General features: G+C 59.8%; 15 protein-coding genes. 13 read left to right on the top strand and 2 right to left on the bottom strand.

Annotation, left to right across the window (positions count from 1 at the left end; all coding sequences use genetic code 11):
• The first annotated feature begins 55 nt into the window (after window positions 1-55).
• The 13 genes from HV711_RS29105 to ltrA all read left to right on the top strand — a co-directional run bounded on the left by HV711_RS29105 (window position 56) and on the right by ltrA (window position 16,774).
• Complete coding sequence (locus tag HV711_RS29105; protein WP_035479946.1) at window positions 56-1,171, top strand: AAA family ATPase; 1,116 nt, start codon at window positions 56-58, stop codon at window positions 1,169-1,171.
• A 2-nt stretch (window positions 1,172-1,173) separates the two neighbouring features.
• Window positions 1,174-1,779 (top strand): hypothetical protein, encoded by a 606-nt coding sequence (locus tag HV711_RS29110; RefSeq protein WP_035479947.1) that lies wholly within the window; start codon window positions 1,174-1,176, stop codon window positions 1,777-1,779.
• Window positions 1,780-1,789: 10 nt separating this feature from the next.
• Window positions 1,790-2,818 (top strand): hypothetical protein, encoded by a 1,029-nt coding sequence (locus HV711_RS29115; RefSeq protein WP_035479948.1) that lies wholly within the window; start codon window positions 1,790-1,792, stop codon window positions 2,816-2,818.
• Window positions 2,819-2,834: 16 nt separating this feature from the next.
• Window positions 2,835-3,308: a single-stranded DNA-binding protein gene (locus HV711_RS29120; protein WP_051224074.1), complete on the top strand. Its 474-nt coding sequence runs from the start codon at window positions 2,835-2,837 to the stop codon at window positions 3,306-3,308.
• Window positions 3,309-3,420: 112 nt separating this feature from the next.
• The gene (locus tag HV711_RS29125; protein WP_035479949.1) at window positions 3,421-3,648 is read left to right on the top strand and encodes a hypothetical protein; all 228 of its coding nucleotides are present in this window, start codon (window positions 3,421-3,423) and stop codon (window positions 3,646-3,648) included.
• Window positions 3,649-4,048: 400 nt separating this feature from the next.
• Window positions 4,049-6,889 carry a ribonucleoside-diphosphate reductase subunit alpha gene (locus HV711_RS29130; protein WP_035479950.1) on the top strand — a complete coding sequence of 947 codons (2,841 nt, stop codon included), beginning with the start codon at window positions 4,049-4,051 and terminating at the stop codon, window positions 6,887-6,889.
• An 81-nt stretch (window positions 6,890-6,970) separates the two neighbouring features.
• Window positions 6,971-8,044: a ribonucleotide-diphosphate reductase subunit beta gene (locus tag HV711_RS29135; RefSeq protein WP_035479951.1), complete on the top strand. Its 1,074-nt coding sequence runs from the start codon at window positions 6,971-6,973 to the stop codon at window positions 8,042-8,044.
• 85 nt (window positions 8,045-8,129) lie between these two features.
• Window positions 8,130-8,561, top strand: a complete 432-nt coding sequence (locus HV711_RS29140) for a hypothetical protein (RefSeq protein ID WP_175145474.1) — start codon at window positions 8,130-8,132, stop codon at window positions 8,559-8,561.
• Between the two features lie 423 nt (window positions 8,562-8,984).
• Window positions 8,985-10,313: a ribonucleotide reductase barrel domain-containing protein gene (locus HV711_RS29145; protein ID WP_051224077.1), complete on the top strand. Its 1,329-nt coding sequence runs from the start codon at window positions 8,985-8,987 to the stop codon at window positions 10,311-10,313.
• Window positions 10,314-10,526: 213 nt separating this feature from the next.
• Complete coding sequence (locus HV711_RS29150; protein WP_035479954.1) at window positions 10,527-11,627, top strand: DUF3150 domain-containing protein; 1,101 nt, start codon at window positions 10,527-10,529, stop codon at window positions 11,625-11,627.
• 57 nt (window positions 11,628-11,684) lie between these two features.
• On the top strand, window positions 11,685-13,814 hold the full coding sequence (locus tag HV711_RS29155) for a VWA domain-containing protein (protein WP_035479958.1): 2,130 nt from the start codon (window positions 11,685-11,687) through the stop codon (window positions 13,812-13,814).
• Between the two features lie 59 nt (window positions 13,815-13,873).
• Window positions 13,874-14,947, top strand: coding sequence for a DUF7146 domain-containing protein (locus tag HV711_RS29160; RefSeq protein ID WP_035479960.1), 1,074 nt, complete (start codon window positions 13,874-13,876; stop codon window positions 14,945-14,947).
• 462 nt (window positions 14,948-15,409) lie between these two features.
• On the top strand, window positions 15,410-16,774 hold the full coding sequence (gene ltrA / locus HV711_RS29165; protein WP_035479983.1) for a group II intron reverse transcriptase/maturase: 1,365 nt from the start codon (window positions 15,410-15,412) through the stop codon (window positions 16,772-16,774).
• Between the two features lie 208 nt (window positions 16,775-16,982).
• Here the strand turns inward: ltrA and istB are convergent, their stop codons facing one another.
• Window positions 16,983-17,738, bottom strand: coding sequence for an IS21-like element helper ATPase IstB (gene istB, locus HV711_RS29170; protein ID WP_035479962.1), 756 nt, complete (start codon window positions 17,736-17,738; stop codon window positions 16,983-16,985).
• 14 nt (window positions 17,739-17,752) lie between these two features.
• The coding region (locus HV711_RS29175; RefSeq protein ID WP_175145476.1) for a Mu transposase domain-containing protein at window positions 17,753-18,531 on the bottom strand (779 nt) is incomplete at its 5' end.

The raw sequence follows: 18,531 nt of genomic DNA on the forward strand, positions 1-18,531 counted from the left end.
GGGGGCTCCAGTCCCCGAGAGGGCTGGAGTCTCCAAAAAACTTCTGGAGAATTCCATGACAACCCAAGCAACTCAAGCTGCCGGAGCGCCGGTGAAAGCCCGTAAAAAGGCTTCGCAGGCGCCAGCGTCGGTCGCTGCTGCTGCGGCCCCTGTTGAACAGCAGTCGGTCCCGCAATGGGTTCACTTCGACGGGTTCGATTGCTTCGGCATCGACCGCATGCGTGGTGCAAAGATCCTCGCTCTGAGCGAACCTTCGGTTTTTACTCCGGCAAAGGATCCGACGTACAAGTGGCCGATCGACAATCTTCGCGATCTGCTGCACTTCTACATGGCGGGCGGCAACGCCTTCTGCGCAATGGGCCATCCCGGCACCGGCAAGACGATGGGTGTTCAGCAGTTTCACGCTGCCCTCAATCTTCCGCTGCTCAGCATGTCCGCCAATCCCCGAACTCAGGCTTACCACCTGATCGGCCGCCTCGTCCCGAACAAGGACGGCGGTGTTTCGTGGGTTGACGGTCCCGTGCTGATGGCCGCTCGTCTCGGCATGTCGGTTCTCATCGACGAGTACAACGTCATCGACCCGGGTGAAATGACCGGACTGAACCTCCTTCTTGAGGGACGTCCGTACCTGGTTCCGGAAACTGGCGAGCTAGTTGTTCCGCGGCACGGGTTTCGCGTTTACGCAACCTGTAACCCGAAGGACGACAAGGGACTGGTGCAGGGTCGTCATACGCAAGACAACGCGAATGACGAGCGCTTCGAGTTCAGCTGGTTCGGATACCTCCCTCCGGAGACCGAAATCCAGTTGATCACGGAGATCATTGCTCCGTTCCAGCCGTCGTTGCCTGCGCAAGTACTTGCTGAGAAGTTCGTTTCCGTCGCCAACCAGGTCCGCAAGGTGTACGCGGGCGTGACCGACGATTCGAGCGCCCTCGACAAGACGATCTCGACGCGGGTTCTGCGGCGTTGGGTTTCGAAGGCGATGAGCGCTTCGACTCAGGGGAGCTTGGTCGAGTCACCGATGCACTACGGGCTCGAGCGCGCCTGGTCGCTTTCCTGTTCGGATGAAGTCCGAGTTGCAGTTCACGAACTCGTGACCCAGACGTTCGGTGGCGGCGACTACAAGTCCAGCAAGGACAACCTGCACACGATGCAACCCGCAGGTGCCTGACCATGAATCCCGTCCAGTTGTATCGCAAGATCTCTGACGGGATCGACGTCGCTGTGCCGATGGCCTCGGACTGCGCGACACGCATCTTCGTCGGCGTTACGGGCGGCCAACTGAAGGGCGAAGACGTAGCTTCGACTACGTCGGCAGCGCTTCAGAGTCAGCTCGAGGCTTTTGGCTTCGAGTTGATCGGCGAGCGATCGTTGAACGAGGGCTGCATCGAACAGGATCAGCCATCGGACCTTTTGGTGGTCGTCAACGGGTCGATCGACTCCACGTTCCGCGCGATGGTGGCGGAATACGTCGGGAGCGATCCTGACTGGAGTTGTGTTGAAACCTATGACGGTGTCACTGTCGTAGGTGAGCGTGCTAACGCGCAAACCGTTATCGGAATTCTGGGCGCTGCGATGCGTCTGGGAATTCAGGTAGCGAAGCCGGATAGCACGGTTGAAGATCTCGACGAAGTACCCATCCAGCGTGGTGGGAAAGAGATGTTGTCGTTCTTTGGCCGCGACCTCCTGATGGGGGAGCACCACGGAACATCTGTCAAAGCTGGACTGGTCACCACTCCAACGGTTTTCACGGTGGGGAGGTCATTGGTCAATTTCTAGAGAGGTAGATATGTCTCAGCAAGCTAGCACGGCTCGGAAGCCGCAGACCTTTTCCGAATCGTTGGTTGAACTCGTGTTCGTCCTGATTGAACTCGTGTTCAAGCTGACTTTCACGGTGCTGCGGGTCACGACGCGAGGTCTTCTGCTGTTGCTGCGTGCCGTTCTGCGGTATGCGAAGTCTTCCCGCAAGAAAGAAGTATCGGAAGTGGGGGCGGAGGAAGTCGCATCGGACAAGCCGGCAGAGACGTCGAAACCTGAAAGGGTGGAGGCGGCAAGGTCCGTGTCCGCCAGCGTGGCGTCGAAGGGGCCGCTTTCGGCTGCTTTCACTCGGACGATCACGTTCGAGAGAGGGTTCGGGGCAGTCCTGTTTTGGTTCTACCCGGGCGGTAAGGTCAGAAGGTTGGTGAAGATCTATGACCGCACCCTTTCCGAGCGTCTCGGTTTCGAGCGCCGTGAACTGGAAGAGGTCTCGTATTCGGGCATGTCCGAAATCGAGCCGATCCTCAAGGCGACCGTTGCGCAAGTGAATAAGCTTCTGCGCGGTGAACATGAGGTGAAGCTGCGAGTCGTCGCGTCGGGTTCTTCGGATCCCGCCGCTGCGTCGGGCTCGAAGGCGGAATCGCAAGGCCAGAACTCCACGAAGCGTAAGGCCGGTGATTCTTCGGAAAAGTCAGCCAAGCGCTCCAGGAAAGAGGACGGCGATGTTGCAGTCATGCCGAGCTCGTTCCAGGAGGCCGTGGAAAAGAAGCAGAAACGTAGCCGTCCGTCCAAGGTGTACACGGGCCAAATTGTCGAGATCGGGGTCAAGCCTCGCAAGCTCGACAACAAGGAGATCGAGCAATACTGCGTGACCATCGAAGCTGATGAGTTGCACGGTAACGTACTTCCGGTCTTTGGCACGGACCTCGAACGTGCGATCGCCGATTGTGGAGCGGAGGTTGGAAGTCGCGTGCGGATCGAACACCTCGGCCGTATCGAGTGGGAAGAACCGAACGGACGGAAGGCCTGGAAGAACGCCTACAACGTCGTGAAGCTTTGAAGAAAAAGGAATCCGTATGCGCAATACGAACGTCTGTTTTATTCACGGCCGGATCGGTAGGGACCCGGAAGTACGGTTCCTGCCGTCAGGTACGCCCCAGGCGAAGTTCTCGCTCTGTTCGAACGACGACTACTTCGACAAGAAGGCGGGCAGATGGGTGGAGGTCGCGGAGTGGCACGACTGCGTTGTGGTCGGCGACTACGCAGAGAAGGTGGCTGAGAAATACCAGCGTGGCGACGTCGTCAACATCACCTGTCGCGTGAAACCTCGTACCTACGAGAAGAACGGGCAGAAGGTCAAGGTGGTCGAGATGTACGTGCAGTCGATGGAGCTGATTGCCAAGAAGGGCGAGTTGGTTCGCCAGCAGTCCAACGGGCACACAGCTTCGCGAGGTAACGGTCAGCCGCAAGGCGGCAATGAGCAGTCCCGTGACGAAGGTCCGGCATATGCGAATGGCTACGGCGATGAAGATGGTGGTCCGGCCTTTTGAAGGTTGGGTCGCTGGCTGAATCGATTTGAAACTGAGTTTTTCCCGGAAGGGGGCACGTTCCCCGACCGGGGGACGTGTCCGCCTACCTCAATCCAATTTGACGGAGATGGACATGAATACTCAACGTGTGAAGTCGGGTGCTGAGCTGGTCGAATTCATCAAGAACGAACAGGTCATGCGCAATACGTTCGCAAGCGATGTGATGGTCAAAGCAGACGGCACATCGACGGTGAAGAAGATCGCTTACGACGGCATCGGTCTGGTCGTGGAAAACGAGTCCCTCGATCCCGACCAGTTCGTTTCCGCGAACAGCGTCTTCGTCGCCGCGGTGCTGGATTGACCGCATGTTATGCGTCTGGTACGTGTGCCGTACGCAAACCGAAGCCCGCTCGAAAGAGCGGACTTCCCCAAGCCGATCGCGGTGATCGGTTTCGGGAAGTGACCGGTTTTACTGAGCGATGTCCGCTCCCGAGCTGACGGATTCAGCCGCAGTCACTTAGGTGACTATCGTTTGAAGCATCACGTGCTTCCGGGATTTCGGTCCCGTTCTCCTGTTGTCGGTCGTAGAGGCCGGCGTTCTTTCACCCGGTGGGGAAGCATCTTCCCTCTGGGGAAGTTTCCTGCCGAATTCTTGTCACCCACTTGATTCGGGATCCACTTAAGCGATCTCGATGCGAGGCCGTTTAACTGGGCCTCGCGCCTTTTCACCTGGGTAACAACTCTTACAGTAGGAGCATGAAATGAAACGCGAAGATCTGATTGGTGCACACATGGTCATCCGCCGTAACGGCGAGACCGTACCGTTCGATAAAGCGAAGATCGCGAACGCGATCGCCAAGGCATTCCTGTACGACGCATATGGCAACTTGTATCGCGCTGGCGTGTCGTCTCTGAGTGCCGCGCAGCGCGTCAAGGTCGAGGAATTGACCAATGACGTCTGTGCTGCCCTGAATCGTCGGGGGGAGAGCGTAGCTTTCCGTATCGAGGATATCCAGGATCAGGTGGAACTCGCGCTTATGCGTAGCGGTGAGCATGAGGTGGCACGCGGGTATGTGCTTTACCGTGAAATGGCTGCGCAGAAGCGTACGCCGGCGGCGACGGTGGGTCAGTACGACCACATCAAGTTGTATCGCCAGCGTGACGGCGCGGTGGTGCCGTTCGATGCAGCCTTCTGGATCGCAATCATCGAGTCCGTGGTGTTGGGTCTCGAGAGCGTATCGGCGAAGGATCTGTTTGACGAAGCGGTCCGCAACCTCTACAACGAGGCCGAGGAAACCGAGATCGAGAACGCGCTGGTGCTTTCGGCGCGTACGAAGATCGAGGTCGAGCCGCAACACGCGAAAGCGGCTGCTCGCCTGGTGCTCGCGTTCCAGCTTGGCCACGATGTGTTCGGCAAGCCGGTGACGTTGGGCGAGGTGGCTGAAGGCTACGGCGAGGCGTTCATCCGCGGCATCGAGGATGGCGTCAAAGCGGAGCTGCTGACCGAGGACATGTCCAAGGGTTTCGATCTCAGTCGTCTTGCTTCGGCGATCCGGCCGGAGCGCGATCGACTCTTCGACTACCTCGGCATGCAGACGCTGTACGACCGCTATCTGTTACACGTCGAAGGGCGCCGTATCGAACTGCCTCAGGCGTTTCTGATGCGGGTAGCGATGGGCCTTGCCCGGAACGAAATCGAGCGCGAAACGCGTGCGATTGAGTTCTACGAAGTGCTGTCGTCGTTCGACTACATGTCGAGCACGCCGACGCTTTTCAACACGGGCTCGCGCCGGTCACAGCTTTCGAGCTGCTACCTTACGACCATTTCTGACGATCTCGAAGGGATCTACGATGGTCTGAAGGAGAACGCTTTGCTGTCCAAGTTCGCTGGTGGCCTGGGTAACGACTGGACGAACGTCCGAGCCATGGGTGCCTGGATCAAGGGTACCAATGGCAAGTCACAGGGCGTTGTCCCGTTCCTCAAGGTGGTCAACGACACGGCTGTTGCAGTCAATCAGGGTGGGAAGCGCAAGGGTGCAGTCTGTGCCTATCTGGAATCGTGGCACCTCGATATCGAGGAGTTTCTGGAACTGCGCAAGAACACCGGTGATGACCGCCGCCGGACGCACGACATGAACACGGCGAACTGGATTCCCGACCTGTTCATGAAGCGCGTGATGGAAGGCGGCGACTGGACGCTGTTTTCTCCGAACGACGTGCCGGATCTTCATGATGTTTATGGTGCGAAGTTCGAGGAACGCTACGTGCAGTATGAGGCGCAGGCTGATGCCGGCGCTATCAAGCTGCACAAGCGTCGTCCGGCCGTTGAACTGTGGCGCAAGATGCTCGGAATGCTGTTCGAAACCGGTCATCCATGGATCACTTTCAAGGACCCGTGCAATATCCGTTCCCCGCAGCAACATGTCGGCGTGGTGCATAGCTCGAACCTGTGCACCGAAATCACGCTGAACACGAGCGACGAGGAAATCGCCGTCTGCAACCTGGGCTCGGTCAACCTGATCAACCATATCAAGGATGGTCAGATCGACCACGAGAAGCTGCGTCGTACCGTTCGCATTGCAATGCGGATGCTCGACAACGTGATCGACATGAACTACTACGCGGTGGCGAAGGCTCGCTCGTCGAACCTGAAGCATCGTCCGGTAGGCCTGGGCCTGATGGGACATCAGGATGCGCTGTACATGCTCGGCATCCCGTTCGGAAGCGAGGCCGCGGTCGAGTTCTCGGACCGCTCGATGGAGGCTCTTGCGTATTACGCATACGAGGCTTCGTCGGACCTGGCCGTTGAGCGCGGCGCTTACTCGAGTTTCAAGGGGTCGCTGTGGTCGAAGGGTGTACTGCCGTTCGACTCGCTGAAGCTCCTGGCTGAAGCGCGTGGCCCTCAGTATCTCGAGGTCGATCAGAGTATCACGATGGATTGGGATGGCCTCCGGGAGAGGATCCTGAAGCAAGGTATGCGCAACTCCAACTGTATCGCGATCGCGCCGACGGCGACGATCTCGAACATCGTGGGGGTGTCCGCGTGTATCGAGCCTCAGTTTCAGAACCTGTACGTGAAGTCGAATTTGTCCGGGGAGTTCACTCTCGTCAACGAGTACCTGATTGCCGATTTGAAGAAACTCGGTATCTGGGACGAGTTGATGCTGGCTGACCTGAAGTATTACGACGGGTCTGTTCAGCGTATCGACCGCATTCCGGCGGAGATCAAGGCGCGCTATGCAACGGCGTTCGAGATCGAACCGAAGTGGCTCGTGGAGAGTGCGGCACGCCGGCAGAAGTGGATCGACCAGGCTCAGTCCTTGAACATCTACATCGCCGGTGCATCGGGCAAGAAACTGGACGAGGTCTACAAGCTGGCGTGGGTTCGCGGTCTTAAAACGACTTACTACCTGCGCACGATGGCGGCTACGTCCGTGGAAAAGTCGACCGTGGCATCGGCAACGCTCAACGCAGTCACACCGTCGGCTCCGGCCGCTGTCGCTCCGCAGTTCACCGCAGAGCCGGCGCTGGAGGCGGATGGTCCGGTCTGCACGATGCGCCCGGGCGATCCGGGCTTCGACGAGTGCGAGGCGTGCCAGTAGCTTTCGCTGGTGGACTCGTGATGTCTTAATTGCAGGACGGCCTTCCGGCTGTCCTGCCTCTTCTCGCTTTGGGAGTTTGAGATGGAAATATCTTCATCCTTCGGCGCGGTTGCTCACGCGCATGCAGGCGCTGCCACGGGTCGTGTCGATGCTGCTGACAAGCGGATTATCAATGGCAAGACCGACGTGAACCAGCTCGTACCGTTCAAGTACAAATGGGCATGGGAGAAGTATCTCGCTGGTTGCTCGAATCACTGGATGCCCCAGGAGATCAACATGGCGCGGGACATTGCGCTGTGGAAAGACCCGCATGGCTTGACGGCCGACGAACGTCGGATCATCACCCGGAATCTGGGGTTCTTCACGACTGCCGACTCGCTGGCTGCGAACAATATTGTGCTCGGTACCTACCGGCACATTACCGCACCGGAATGTCGTCAGTTCCTGCTTCGGCAGGCGTTTGAGGAGGCAGTGCACACGCACGCCTACCAATACATCGTGGAGTCCCTTGGACTGGACCAAGGGGAGGTCTTCAATGCCTATCGAGAAGTTCCTTCGATCAAGGCAAAGGATGACTTCCTGATCCCGTTTATCGAGACCCTGACCGACCCGTCGTTCACCACGGGTACGGTTGAGAACGATCAGAAACTGCTTTTGGGACTGATCGTCTTCGCATGCTTGATGGAAGGCCTGTTCTTCTATGTCGGCTTCACGCAGATCCTGTCGTTAGGCCGGCAAAACAAGATGACGGGAGCGGCGGAGCAGTACCAGTACATCCTGCGGGATGAGTCGATGCACTGCAACTTCGGTATCGACCTGATCAATGCGATCAAGCTGGAGAATCCGCACCTGTGGACGGAATCGTTCAAGCAGAAGGTGGACGAGGTATTCAAGGAAGCGGTACGCCTCGAATACCAGTACGCGGAGGACACCATGCCCCGTGGCGTTCTCGGTCTGAATGCCGATCTGTTCAAGGGCTACTTGCGTTTCATCGCCAACCGGCGGAAGACGCAGATTGGTCTCACCCCCGATTTCGAGGGCGAGACGAACCCCTTTCCGTGGATGAGCGAAATGCTCGATCTGCGGAAGGAGCGCAATTTCTTCGAGACTCGAGTGATCGAGTACCAGACGGGCGGCGCTCTTAGCTGGGACTAATGGTTGCGGTCGCTGGCACAGCCAGCAACGTGACTACGTGCGGCACCCGGGTTTCCGGGTGCCATTTTTTTATTCGGAGAAGTCTATGAAACATAACCGCAGTAAACGCAATAATCCACATGCAGTTCGCGTGGAGCAGGCAAAGGCTCGCGAGGCCAATGCCAGATGTCACCTTGAATCGACAAGGACCGAGTTGAAACAGGCCCGCAAGCGAATCAGGGACTTGGAGTTCGAAGTACAAGGTTTTCGCGAGAAGGCCGAGGGAAAAGGCTCCAACAAGAAGCTGGGCAAGGACGTGTTCCTGGACGGACTGTTCTTCTTCGTTATTGCCCTGCTCCTTGAGGTCGGGAAGCCCTTTCTGGAAACGGAGTTTGACGTTCGAGGTGAGAGCTCCCAGACGGCCATCATTGTTGTGGTCATGCTAGTGATGGCAATGCTGTACGCGGGTGCGAAGAAGGTCGATTCGAGGCGCGAGATTCGAGGGAGGCAACTCCTGAAACGTGCGTCTGGTTTGTAGAAGTGGTTACCTGTTCGACATCCATTGTGACCCCAGACCCTGCCTCGGCAGGGTCTTCTCGCAGGGCCACGAAAAATTCCCGTCAGGAATTCACCTGTACTATAATTTCTGCTACCTAGCTGGGGGTCTATACTAGCCTGAGCCGTAAATCGGTACATTTCCCTTTTCGAGACGTCACAAGCATGCATGGGTTGAATGCTTGTGAGGTTTTTTGTGCTCCGGCACAGAAGGGCTGCCTGGTATGCCCGTCCTGCTCTTGAGTTGGACTACCCAGGCCTCAGGGTTTATCCCTCACGTCTTGCCTCTCCGTTCTGGATAGGTACTTCTCCTGTCGAGTGTTCCTGGTTTCGAGGCCCCCCAGAGCGATGCCCAACGCTCTGGGGGGCCCCGATTCCGGGGTTCACGTTCGACAAGGAGATCAACATGAACGTCCAACCCCAGGTGTCTGATACCCAGATCATGGTGCAACAGGGGCGGGGGCTCCCCAGCATTGCTGATGGGCTTCCCCAACCCCGTGCCACCTTTCCTGCGTTGGCCCGTCGCGCGTTCGAAGACGAAAGCGCCACGGACCCATGTCTGAGCCCAAGACTGGCAATCAGTCTGGCTATTTCAAGCGAAAGTTCTGCATATGACGTCCTGGCCGAAGTCGTGATGGCCGGACGCGAGGGTGTCCCGCTGCTTGTCGATACGTCGGCGCCAGCAACATCCACGGATGAAACGATTTCCTGCGATTCTTCCCGCGGGTTGCTTCTGCACTCGATCGAACGGCTCTACGAGTCGTCGCAACGTGGCAGCCTGCGGGTCGGGACGTTTCCAATGGTCGTCATCAGCGAGGATCATCTTGCTGAAGCCGCTTCGTTGGGAGCCGTGGAAACGTATGTTCGTGTCGGCAACGGCCGGCGCGGATCAAGCGCGGTATGCGCGCAGTCGCTGCTCGCGTTCGAGTCTCTCGGGACGAGAGTTAGCGGCGTATTCTTCGATGAGAGTTCAGTGGTACGGGATGGCTGCGGCGGCATCTTCGGAACGAGTTCCGAATTTGTTGGCGCGAGCGAGGCGGTCACAGGGGTTGTGTTGAATCTGTGTGATTACCTCGTGGAACTTCCGGGCAAGAATGCCCAGCTCGACGACAGGCGGCTCAAAAAGCACGTCCGCCTGGCGGTTCGCGATCTTGACGCGATGCACGACGTTCATGCGATCGGCGGGAATCTGGAGCAATCCAGTGAGGCCCGACGTATCGCCATCGGAATCTCGGGCATTGCCTCGGCACTTCAGAAACTAGGGAGCGCAAGGGACGCGGATAAAGCCAACGCGGCGCTTGGACAGGTAGCTGGGATGATCCGTGACGAAGCCTATGACGCCTCGTGCGATCTCGCACAGGAACATGGACCTTCAACATGGTTCGATTGCGGGGACTTCGATGCCGGACCCATGTCGGACCTGCTGCCGCCAGAAGTGGTGCAGCGTGTCCGCATGTTTGGACTCAGGAACGTGCAGATTTTCGGGTGGGCCCTGGTAGCGGACCAGCCGGTTTCTGCGCACGCCGTCGGACTGACGTCAGACGGAAGTATCGATGCGGTGCGAACCGCGGAGGGGGTCGGCCAGCAGTTGCAATGGCATACTGCGATTACGGAAGCTTTCGGCACGAAGTATCTTGCAGAGGTACTGGTGCCGGACAACTGGGGCGCCGCTGAGGTGGGGAAACTCGCCGCACGGTGTTGGCAGGGAGGCTTCTGGGGCGTGGCGGTACGCTGATAGCGTACGGCGGCCGTGCGAATGGGCCTGGCCGGCCCATTGTGTCGAAAGACTTCTTCGCAAAATGAGGGCGTTTGCAAAGAGGTTTTTTGCGCGTAGCGCAGAAAGGGTAGCTGACACACCTATCTAAGTCAGCCGTTCGTTTGTCAACCCTACCGGGGATTTCATGCCCGGTAGGGGGCATGGAGTCTTCGGGGTTTCCAGGAGATCTCCATGTCGCAGCAAACCGAAGTCCGAACCCTCGAACGGGTTCTCTGTTTCAGTATCGAAGCCCATATCTGGTCTGGCCGGCGCAAGCTGAAAACGACCGACATTGGCGAAGTCGAGGATCTGCCGCACGGTGACCTTGCGTCGCTGGGCAGCAAGAAGGTCATCGACAGCGAGCACCTCAAGGTGTTCGACAAGCTCAAAAAGCGCGCGCAAAAGGCTTGTGAAAGCCGCGGCGTGCGTTTCCTGGGCGGCTATGCCATTCCGGCCGGGAAGGCAAAGCTTGTCGCCGATGATCTCGACGCAATCTCAGTCGAATACGAGAAGGAGCGTAACCATCTCGTATCGAACTACGACCGTCTGATTCTCGAGTGGCAGAACGCCCCGCAAAACCAGGAATGGGCTCACATCATCAAAGACGAAGCGCCCGAAAAGGCGTACGTTGAAGGTGCTCTGGGGTTCCGCTGGCAGGCGTTCAAGGTTCGCTCCGTGGGTGAGTCGGAAGAAGATTTCGACCAGCTCTCGGGTGGCCTGAAGCAAGCCGAACAGGGTCTCGCGGGGACGCTTTTCCGGGAGATTGCCCAGGAAGCGGCGGCCTTCGAGGAACGCACCCTGTCCTTCGGCGGCCAGAAGAACGGCCAGGCTCGGGAATACGTCACGCAGCGTTGCAAGAACGCGCTGCAGGCGATTCGCGAGAAGATGGAGGGCCTTGCCTTCCTCGACCCGTGTGTACGTCCGATCATCGAAACCATCGACTACAGCATTAAGTTGCTGCCGGAGAAGGGCAAGATCGAGGGCATCCACCTGACGACCCTTTGGGGGCTGACGGGGATCCTCAAGCGACCGGAGCGTATGCGCGCGTTTGGCCAGCAGTGTCTGGAGTCGGGTGACGTCGCCACGACGTTCAACCTCGCCGTCAGTCCGCGCTTCGGTGCGGCGGACGAAGAGGGGGATGCACCCCCGGTCGCTGTGCCGATGGCTGCTCCCATGCAGCCTGTTGTAAGCGCTGGTTCGCCAGCACCTGTCGGCCGTCCTGGCCCGGCAGTTCCGTCGATGCCGCTGCCTTTGCCGCCCCAACCGGGTATGGCGACGGGCTTCGGGATCTAAACCCGAAGGGGCGTAATAATCGCCCCTTCGGGGGCGATTCTTTCTCGAAGGAATCGCATGAACATCAATACGCTGAAAGGTGCCTTGCCGATCGCGGCCAGGCTGCTGGCGGAGAAGTGTGGTCTGAAGGTGCGCATAGGAGGCAATCGAGCCTACGCGAATGCCAGCGAGATCGTGCTTCCCGATCTTCCAATCGAAGTGGAAAAGGCTCGAGTCCTCGGTCTCGGGTTTGTTCTTCATGAAGGGGCGGGGCACATCGTCCATACCGACTTCGAGTCGGTGACGGCAATGGACCTCGAGGCTTTCACCTATCGGATCTACAACGCGCTCGAGGACGTGCGCATAGAAGCTCTGGTGGAGCGGCGCTACCCTGGTGCCAATCGGATCTTTACGGCAATGCGCGAAATCCTGTCGAAAGATGGGCAACTTCGCGAAATGTCGAATTCCTCCGATCTGGCTGAAGCTCTGATCACCGCGACGATGCATACGTTGAACTGGCGGCAGCTCAAGCGAACCTTCTTTCAGGGTCGCGAGGCTATCTCCGTGCAGTGGCTTACAAGTGCGTTTGGCAGTTCCTTTGCGGACGCATATCTGACGGTCATCGGCAAGGTTCAATTCGCACAATCGTCTGCCGATGCAGCCCGGATCGCTGTCGAGGCGGTTTCCCTCCTGCAGCAGTATGCAGAGGAGAACTCGGACCGGGAGCAGGATTCCCCGGAAGACGATGGGCAGGATGAGGCCGACGGGAACTCCCCGGAAGCTGATTCCGGTGCTAACGGCGAAGCAGGATCTGTCGGCGAGAGCAGTCAACCCGGTCCAAGCGGGCAAGACGGTGAAGCGGATCGTGAGGGGGACGTTCAGTCCGACCCTGCGTCGGCTGACCCAGCCGCGGCGAGCGCCAACGGTAGTGGATCTGCTGCGGAGGATGACGCGTCGTCGACTGACGAAGGGGAATCTTCGCAAGGTACCGCGGATGCCGAATCCGATGCGGCCGGGGATCCGTCCTCGGCGAAAGGCGGTTCTGCTGAAGCCGGCGGTAACGCCGAAGCGGAACCGGACGGCGACAAGTCACAGGGCGACGCCGCATCTTCAGCCGCAGTGGGTGATGGTGCGCAGTCGAGCGGTGACTCTCAGGCGGGCGATGGTGCTCAACTGAGCGACGCTTCGGGTCAGGAGTCTGGTGCTGTTGCTGCTACTCAAGATGGCGGGGGCGCGAGCGTCCCCGCTGACGACGGGCAGCAGCAAACGCTGGGGAATGATTCCGGAACGCCGTCGTTGGACCTGTCCCAGAAAGCAACGTCGTGCGATGTTCGTGCGGCGTTGGGTGCTGGCTACAACCCCGGAGAGGATCTCGGGGAAATAGTTCAGGGCATGCTTAACGGCATGGCGGCTGAGTCGGCGGAGCCTCCTGTCCTGTCGAATGCGATCCCGTTCACGGAGGAAATCGAAGACAACGGCGAGATCGTCCAGCGCGTCAAGCGCGAGTCGATAGCGCTTCGTCGGAGACTGACGACGGCTCTGGAAGCGGTAACGCAAACCAGAAGCTGGGACGCATATGCTGGTGAGCGGCTTTCCAATCTGGGTGCTCTCAGGCTGTCGACTGGCGACCTGAACATCTTCGAGCGGGAGTCGTCGCGCACCAGTATCGACGTGGCCATCCACCTGCTTCTGGATCGCTCCGGAAGTATGCGGGCGGAAGAGCGGATGACGCTTGCGATGGATACCTGCACTGCGCTCGGTATTGCTCTAGGGCAAATCGACGGGGTACAGGTGGCAACGTCTGCGTTTCCGGCCGGGTCGGACGAGTGCGATCGGGATGTTCTCGTTCTGAATCGCTTCGGCGAGTCAGTGCGCAAACGTGCCGGCCGGATCGCAGCGGTTCGTGCGGACGGTCACAACACGCCGCTCGCAGACGCGATGCTGTATGGCCAGTACTCGCTGTTGTCGGCCAAGGCGACCCGGCGGATTCTTCTGCCGATCACCGATGGCTTACCGGACAGCGCGGAAGGCGTGGTGGATGTGGTTGCATCGTGTCAGCGCTGGGGTATCGAGGTTATGGGTGTTGGTATCGGACTCGATATTTCCGGTGTGATTCCCAATAGCGTGTGTATCACGGAGGTTGCAGATTTGCCGACCCAGATGTTCGAGCTGCTGCGCAAGCAACTCGTCCTGAAGAAGGCGGCGTAGGTCGGGCCCGGGGGGATCTCCCCCCGGTTTATCAACTGCAGTAGCAAAAGGAGTAGACGATGAGCGTTGATGTGCTCGAGCGTCGGCTTGAAAATGAAAGGCAAGTCGCCGAAGCTCAGTCGCGTTCGCAGGATCGTTGGCCTGACTTGCTGCGGGTGGCCGGCCTGGACGAACAGTATCTGCGACTGAAGCGAAACGGTCCGTGTCCTTTTTGCGAGGGCACAGATCGATATGTCTTTACGGACAAGTATGGCGACGGCAGTTACTTCTGCCGCGGATGCGGCGGCGGCAACGGTCTCAAGCTGCTGAGCGTGGTGTTCCCGGATAAGACGTTTATGCAACGTGTTCGCTGGGTGTTGGAGTCGCTTGGGGCAGGGTTGCCCGAGGCTCCCGTGCGTCCACGCAGTGCGGAGGCGCCGCGCCGGTCTGGCGAGCCTATGAGCAAGGAGGAGTTTGCGCGACGGAAGGCTCGCCACGTAAAGTTGTGGAACGAGGCGCGGAGAATTTTGGTGGGAGACCCGGTCTGGAAGTATCTGACTGGGCGCCTTCCCGAACTTGATCCGGCTGATATTCCCGCTGTTCTGCGGTTTCACCCCGCGCTGCCGTACTGGGAAAAGGACGAGGACGAAAATTTTGTTCTTGTCGGGAAGTTCCCCGGTATGGTGGCGGCGATTCAAGGGCCGGACGGTGTCTGTTGCAACGTCCATCGCACCTTCCTCACTGAGGAAGGCACGAAGGCTCCGGTACCGAGCGTGAAGAAGAAGGAGCTCTCCCTGGAAATCAAGGGAGGTGCCATTCGACTCTACGCTCCGACTAGCCGGGAATTGAGCGTTGCGGAGGGAATCGAAACGTCGTTGGCTGTCCGGGTGTTTCGCCGTGAAACCTGCTGGTCTATGGTCGACGCCGGCGGGATGGAGGAGTTTGATTTCTCCGTGCTCGACGAGATCGATCTGCTTCGGATCTACCAGGACAATGATCTGCCCGACAATCGGGGAGTTCGTCGTGGGTTCCAGGCAGGCGAGAAGCTCGCTGAACGCGCGAAGGCGAAGGGAAAGCGAGTCATCAAGTACGCGCCAGCCAAGGCTGGGACGGACATGCTTGACTTTGTTCGTTCGCTGCCAACGCGGTCATAAAGACGGGTCGGAGACGACCCTGAACAGGAAGCGCCGGGGGAAACCTCGGCGCTTTTTTTTTTGTGCGCCCAGCATGGGCGCACTCCTGCGGGTGCAAGTCCCGCCATAAGCTGGTCACAGCGAATGAAGTGAAGCGCAACTGCATGAGGGCGACCGAGTGTGGGGAGGAAGCGTGGAGCGTAAATCGCGAGCCGATGAACAAGAATCGCATAGAAGGCGCTGCCGAGCAGGGCGAGCGGGCAAATCTCCGCGAAGCTCTCGTGACCAAGGCGAAGCGGCGTAGATGCGGCGGTTGTGCGATGAAGGAGTGCGTTCTTACCTGGGGACGCCTCGCCTCATGCCTGAAAGGGCGACGGTGCTGAACCGGAGCGAGGTCTCAGCAGAGGTCATAGTAGCCACAGGACAGGCCGGCGAGGCTGGAGCTGGTGGCGAAGGACCGAACGGAAAGGAGTGTTCAACGACATGCCGACGCAACAGGCAAGGCGTCAGATGCCCGCGCGAGCGGGGCAAGCGGTGGCGGCGCGCGGTGAAGCTGCGCGTGAAGCCGTGAGCGACGAAGCCTGGGGCTCGCGGTATGAGACGAAGAGCACAGGGTCAGCGCTGCTTGCTGCGGCGCTGACGAGAGAGAACCTGCAGCAGGCACTCAGACGGGTGCGGGCCAACAAGGGTGCGCCGGGCGTTGACGGGCTGGACATTGACCAGACTGCGCGACACCTGACGACAGCCTGGCCGGCAATACGTGAGCAACTGCTGCGTGGGACCTACCGGCCGATGCCGGTGCGGCGGGTGACGATCCCGAAACCGGACGGTGGCGAGCGCGAGCTGGGCATCCCGACGGTGACGGATCGACTGATCCAGCAGGCGTTGCTGCAGGTGCTGCAACCCGTACTGGACCCCACCTTCAGCGAGCACAGCTACGGCTTCCGGCCCGGGCGGCGTGCGCACGATGCAGTGCTAGCTGCGCAGTCGTACGTGCAGTCGGGGCGGCGGATCGTGGTGGACGTCGACCTGGAAAAGTTCTTTGACCGGGTCAATCACGACATTCTCATCGACCGGCTGCAGAAGCGTATCGGAGATCCGGGCGTCATCCGGCTGATCCGGGCGTACCTGAATGCGGGCGTGATGAACGATGGCGTGGTTCAGGAGCGGCATGAGGGGGCGCCCCAAGGCGGTCCACTCTCACCGTTGCTGGCAAACGTGCTGCTCGACGAGGTGGACAAGGAGCTGGAGCGACGGGGTCATTGCTTCGTCCGCTACGCCGACGATGCGAACGTGTACGTTCGCTCACGCCGTGCGGGCGAACGGGTGATGGCACTGTTGCGTCGGCAGTACGAGCGGTTACGCCTGAAGATCAACGAAGCCAAAAGCGCGGTGGCGAGCGTGTTTGGTCGCAAGTTCCTGGGCTACAGCCTGTGGGTAGCTGCGGGTGGCGCGATCAAGCGCAAGGTGGCAGTCAAACCATTGGCCACGTTCAGGCAGCGCGTGCGGGAACTGACGCGTCGGGGCGGACGTAGTCTGAAGCAGGTGGTGGAGAAGCTGCGTCCCTACCTGTTGGGCTGGAAAGGCTACTTCCGTCTGGCGCAGACGCCGGGCGTGATGCGGGACCTGGACAAATGGGTGCGCCATCGCCTGCGCGCGATCCAGTTGAAGCACTGGAAGCGCGGCACGACCATGTATCGTGAGTTGTGCGCACTCGGCGCGACTCATGACGTGGCGCGACAGGTGGCGGGGAACAGCCGTCGCTGGTGGCGCAACAGCGGCAAGCTGCTCAACGGCGTGCTGCCCATTGCATGGTTCGACCGACTAGGCCTACCCCGTCTCTCCTGACCTCAACTTCCCGAACCGCCCGGTGCGGACCCGCATGCCGGGTGGTGTGGCAGGGGCGTAGCCTGTTGGCTACCCCCTATGCCGATTGGGGCGCGGTCGTCCTCTTGCAACGAGGTTGCGGATTTCGGTGATGATGATCAGCCGTTCCGGTGAACGTGATCAGTATGGAAGCTGGTGTTGCGCGGTCAGGGAATTATAACGAAGGTGATCACGATGGGGATGAGGGAGATTGCTTGCCATTGGTCTTTCGCATCGAATCGCCTTTCAGTGGAAGCCTGTGGGCCTGATGCACGAGGCGGTCGAGTATTGCATCAGCGAGTGTGGGGTCCTGTAGCCACGCATGCCAGTGCTCAAGGGGTAACTGTGAAGTAATGATTGTTGAGCGGGAGCCCACACGATCGTCGATCACTTCGAGCAGGTCGTTTCGCGCGCCCTGGTCGAGCTCCTGCAGCCCCCAGTCGTCCAGCAACAGCACGTCAATCTTTGCGAGCTGCGCGAGACGGCGCGTGAAGCTGCCGTCGCCATGGGCGATGCGCAGTTCTTCGAACAGGCGCGCGGCGCGCACGTATAAAGCGGAGAACCCCTGACGGCACGCCTGCTGGGCAAAGGCGCAGGCAATCCAGGTTTTACCGGCGCCGGTTGGGCCGCTCAGAATGATGTTCTGGGCGTTGCGGATCCAGTCGCAACTGGCGAGGGTGGCGACCACGCGCTGGTCCAGGCCGCGGCTTTGCCGGAATTCAATGTCCTCGATACAGGCCTGCGGGTTCTTCAGCCTGGCGGCCTTCATCAGGCGTTCGAGACGGCGCGTGTCGCGCCAGGCCAGTTCGCGCTCGACGACCATGCCGAAGCGATCCTCGAATGACAGGCTGGTGCTGGCGCTCAGTGCGCTCTGCTCCTCGAAGGCGCGCGCCATGCCGTCGAGTTTCAGGTTCCTGAGCTGCGAGAGGGTTTGCTGCGTCAACATCGTGACCTCCTGGGTCAGTGGTAGTAGTCGGGCCCGCGCACATTCTCGTGTTCGGGGGATTGCCATTCGGTGAGCTCTATCGGGAGCGGAGACTGCCGGTCCAGTCCAGATTTGAGGATCGAGAGGACCGAGCGGCGCGTGGGGGAGCCGACCACCAGGGCGCGCTGACAGGCGCCTTCAAGGCGTTCACGGCCATATTTGCGGGCCAGCGCCAGCAGCCCCAGACAGGCCCGGTAGCCCATTTCGGGATGTGGCCGGTTGGTCAGCAGATGCCTGACGATCGCCTCGGCGCCGGGACCGACGGAGGCGCCCCAGTTCAGCAGGCGCCCGGGCGTCCACTCCATGTGGGCGCGATGGGCCACGGGCATGTGTTCGGGCAGCGTCGTGTACTTGCCGCTCAGCCGGCTGCGGGCGTGTGCCGCAACGCGCCTGCCGCCGTGCAGGATCTCGACACCGAAGCGGGTCAGACGGGCGTAGACCTGCTGGCGTACCAGGCTGTGCGGCACGCTGTAATAGTGGTGGTCGACTTCGACGTGGTAGTCGATGTTCACGACGCATTTGGCGAAGGTGGCAATCTCGTAGCGCTGGGCGGGCAGCGCACGCAGCGCGGGCTGGTCAAGCCGCTCGAACCATTCGCGGCGATTACCCTGAAGCTTCCTGAAGGGACGCTGGTTCAGATCGGCAATGAGACCGGTAATCGCCTTGTTCAGCTCGGCCAGGCTGAAGAAGCGGTGGTTGCGCAGGCGGGCAAGAACCCATCTCTGGACCACTTGAACTGCGACCTCCGCCTTAG

The organism is Paraburkholderia phenoliruptrix (assembly GCF_902859825.1).
Taxonomy (GTDB): Bacteria; Pseudomonadota; Gammaproteobacteria; order Burkholderiales; family Burkholderiaceae; genus Paraburkholderia; species Paraburkholderia phenoliruptrix.

What these genes read in the sequence shown, in the direction of transcription:
- HV711_RS29120 (WP_051224074.1), top strand. Translation starts at nt 2,835, where the DNA reads ATGCGCAATACGAACGTCTGTTTTATTCACGGCCGGATCGGTAGGGAC.
- HV711_RS29110 (WP_035479947.1), top strand. Translation starts at nt 1,174, where the DNA reads ATGAATCCCGTCCAGTTGTATCGCAAGATCTCTGACGGGATCGACGTC.
- istB (WP_035479962.1), bottom strand. Translation starts at nt 17,738, where the DNA reads ATGTTGACGCAGCAAACCCTCTCGCAGCTCAGGAACCTGAAACTCGAC.
- HV711_RS29150 (WP_035479954.1), top strand. Translation starts at nt 10,527, where the DNA reads ATGTCGCAGCAAACCGAAGTCCGAACCCTCGAACGGGTTCTCTGTTTC.
- HV711_RS29135 (WP_035479951.1), top strand. Translation starts at nt 6,971, where the DNA reads ATGGAAATATCTTCATCCTTCGGCGCGGTTGCTCACGCGCATGCAGGC.
- HV711_RS29105 (WP_035479946.1), top strand. Translation starts at nt 56, where the DNA reads ATGACAACCCAAGCAACTCAAGCTGCCGGAGCGCCGGTGAAAGCCCGT.
- HV711_RS29140 (WP_175145474.1), top strand. Translation starts at nt 8,130, where the DNA reads ATGAAACATAACCGCAGTAAACGCAATAATCCACATGCAGTTCGCGTG.
- HV711_RS29115 (WP_035479948.1), top strand. Translation starts at nt 1,790, where the DNA reads ATGTCTCAGCAAGCTAGCACGGCTCGGAAGCCGCAGACCTTTTCCGAA.
- HV711_RS29155 (WP_035479958.1), top strand. Translation starts at nt 11,685, where the DNA reads ATGAACATCAATACGCTGAAAGGTGCCTTGCCGATCGCGGCCAGGCTG.
- HV711_RS29145 (WP_051224077.1), top strand. Translation starts at nt 8,985, where the DNA reads ATGAACGTCCAACCCCAGGTGTCTGATACCCAGATCATGGTGCAACAG.
- HV711_RS29160 (WP_035479960.1), top strand. Translation starts at nt 13,874, where the DNA reads ATGAGCGTTGATGTGCTCGAGCGTCGGCTTGAAAATGAAAGGCAAGTC.
- HV711_RS29125 (WP_035479949.1), top strand. Translation starts at nt 3,421, where the DNA reads ATGAATACTCAACGTGTGAAGTCGGGTGCTGAGCTGGTCGAATTCATC.
- ltrA (WP_035479983.1), top strand. Translation starts at nt 15,410, where the DNA reads ATGCCGACGCAACAGGCAAGGCGTCAGATGCCCGCGCGAGCGGGGCAA.
- HV711_RS29130 (WP_035479950.1), top strand. Translation starts at nt 4,049, where the DNA reads ATGAAACGCGAAGATCTGATTGGTGCACACATGGTCATCCGCCGTAAC.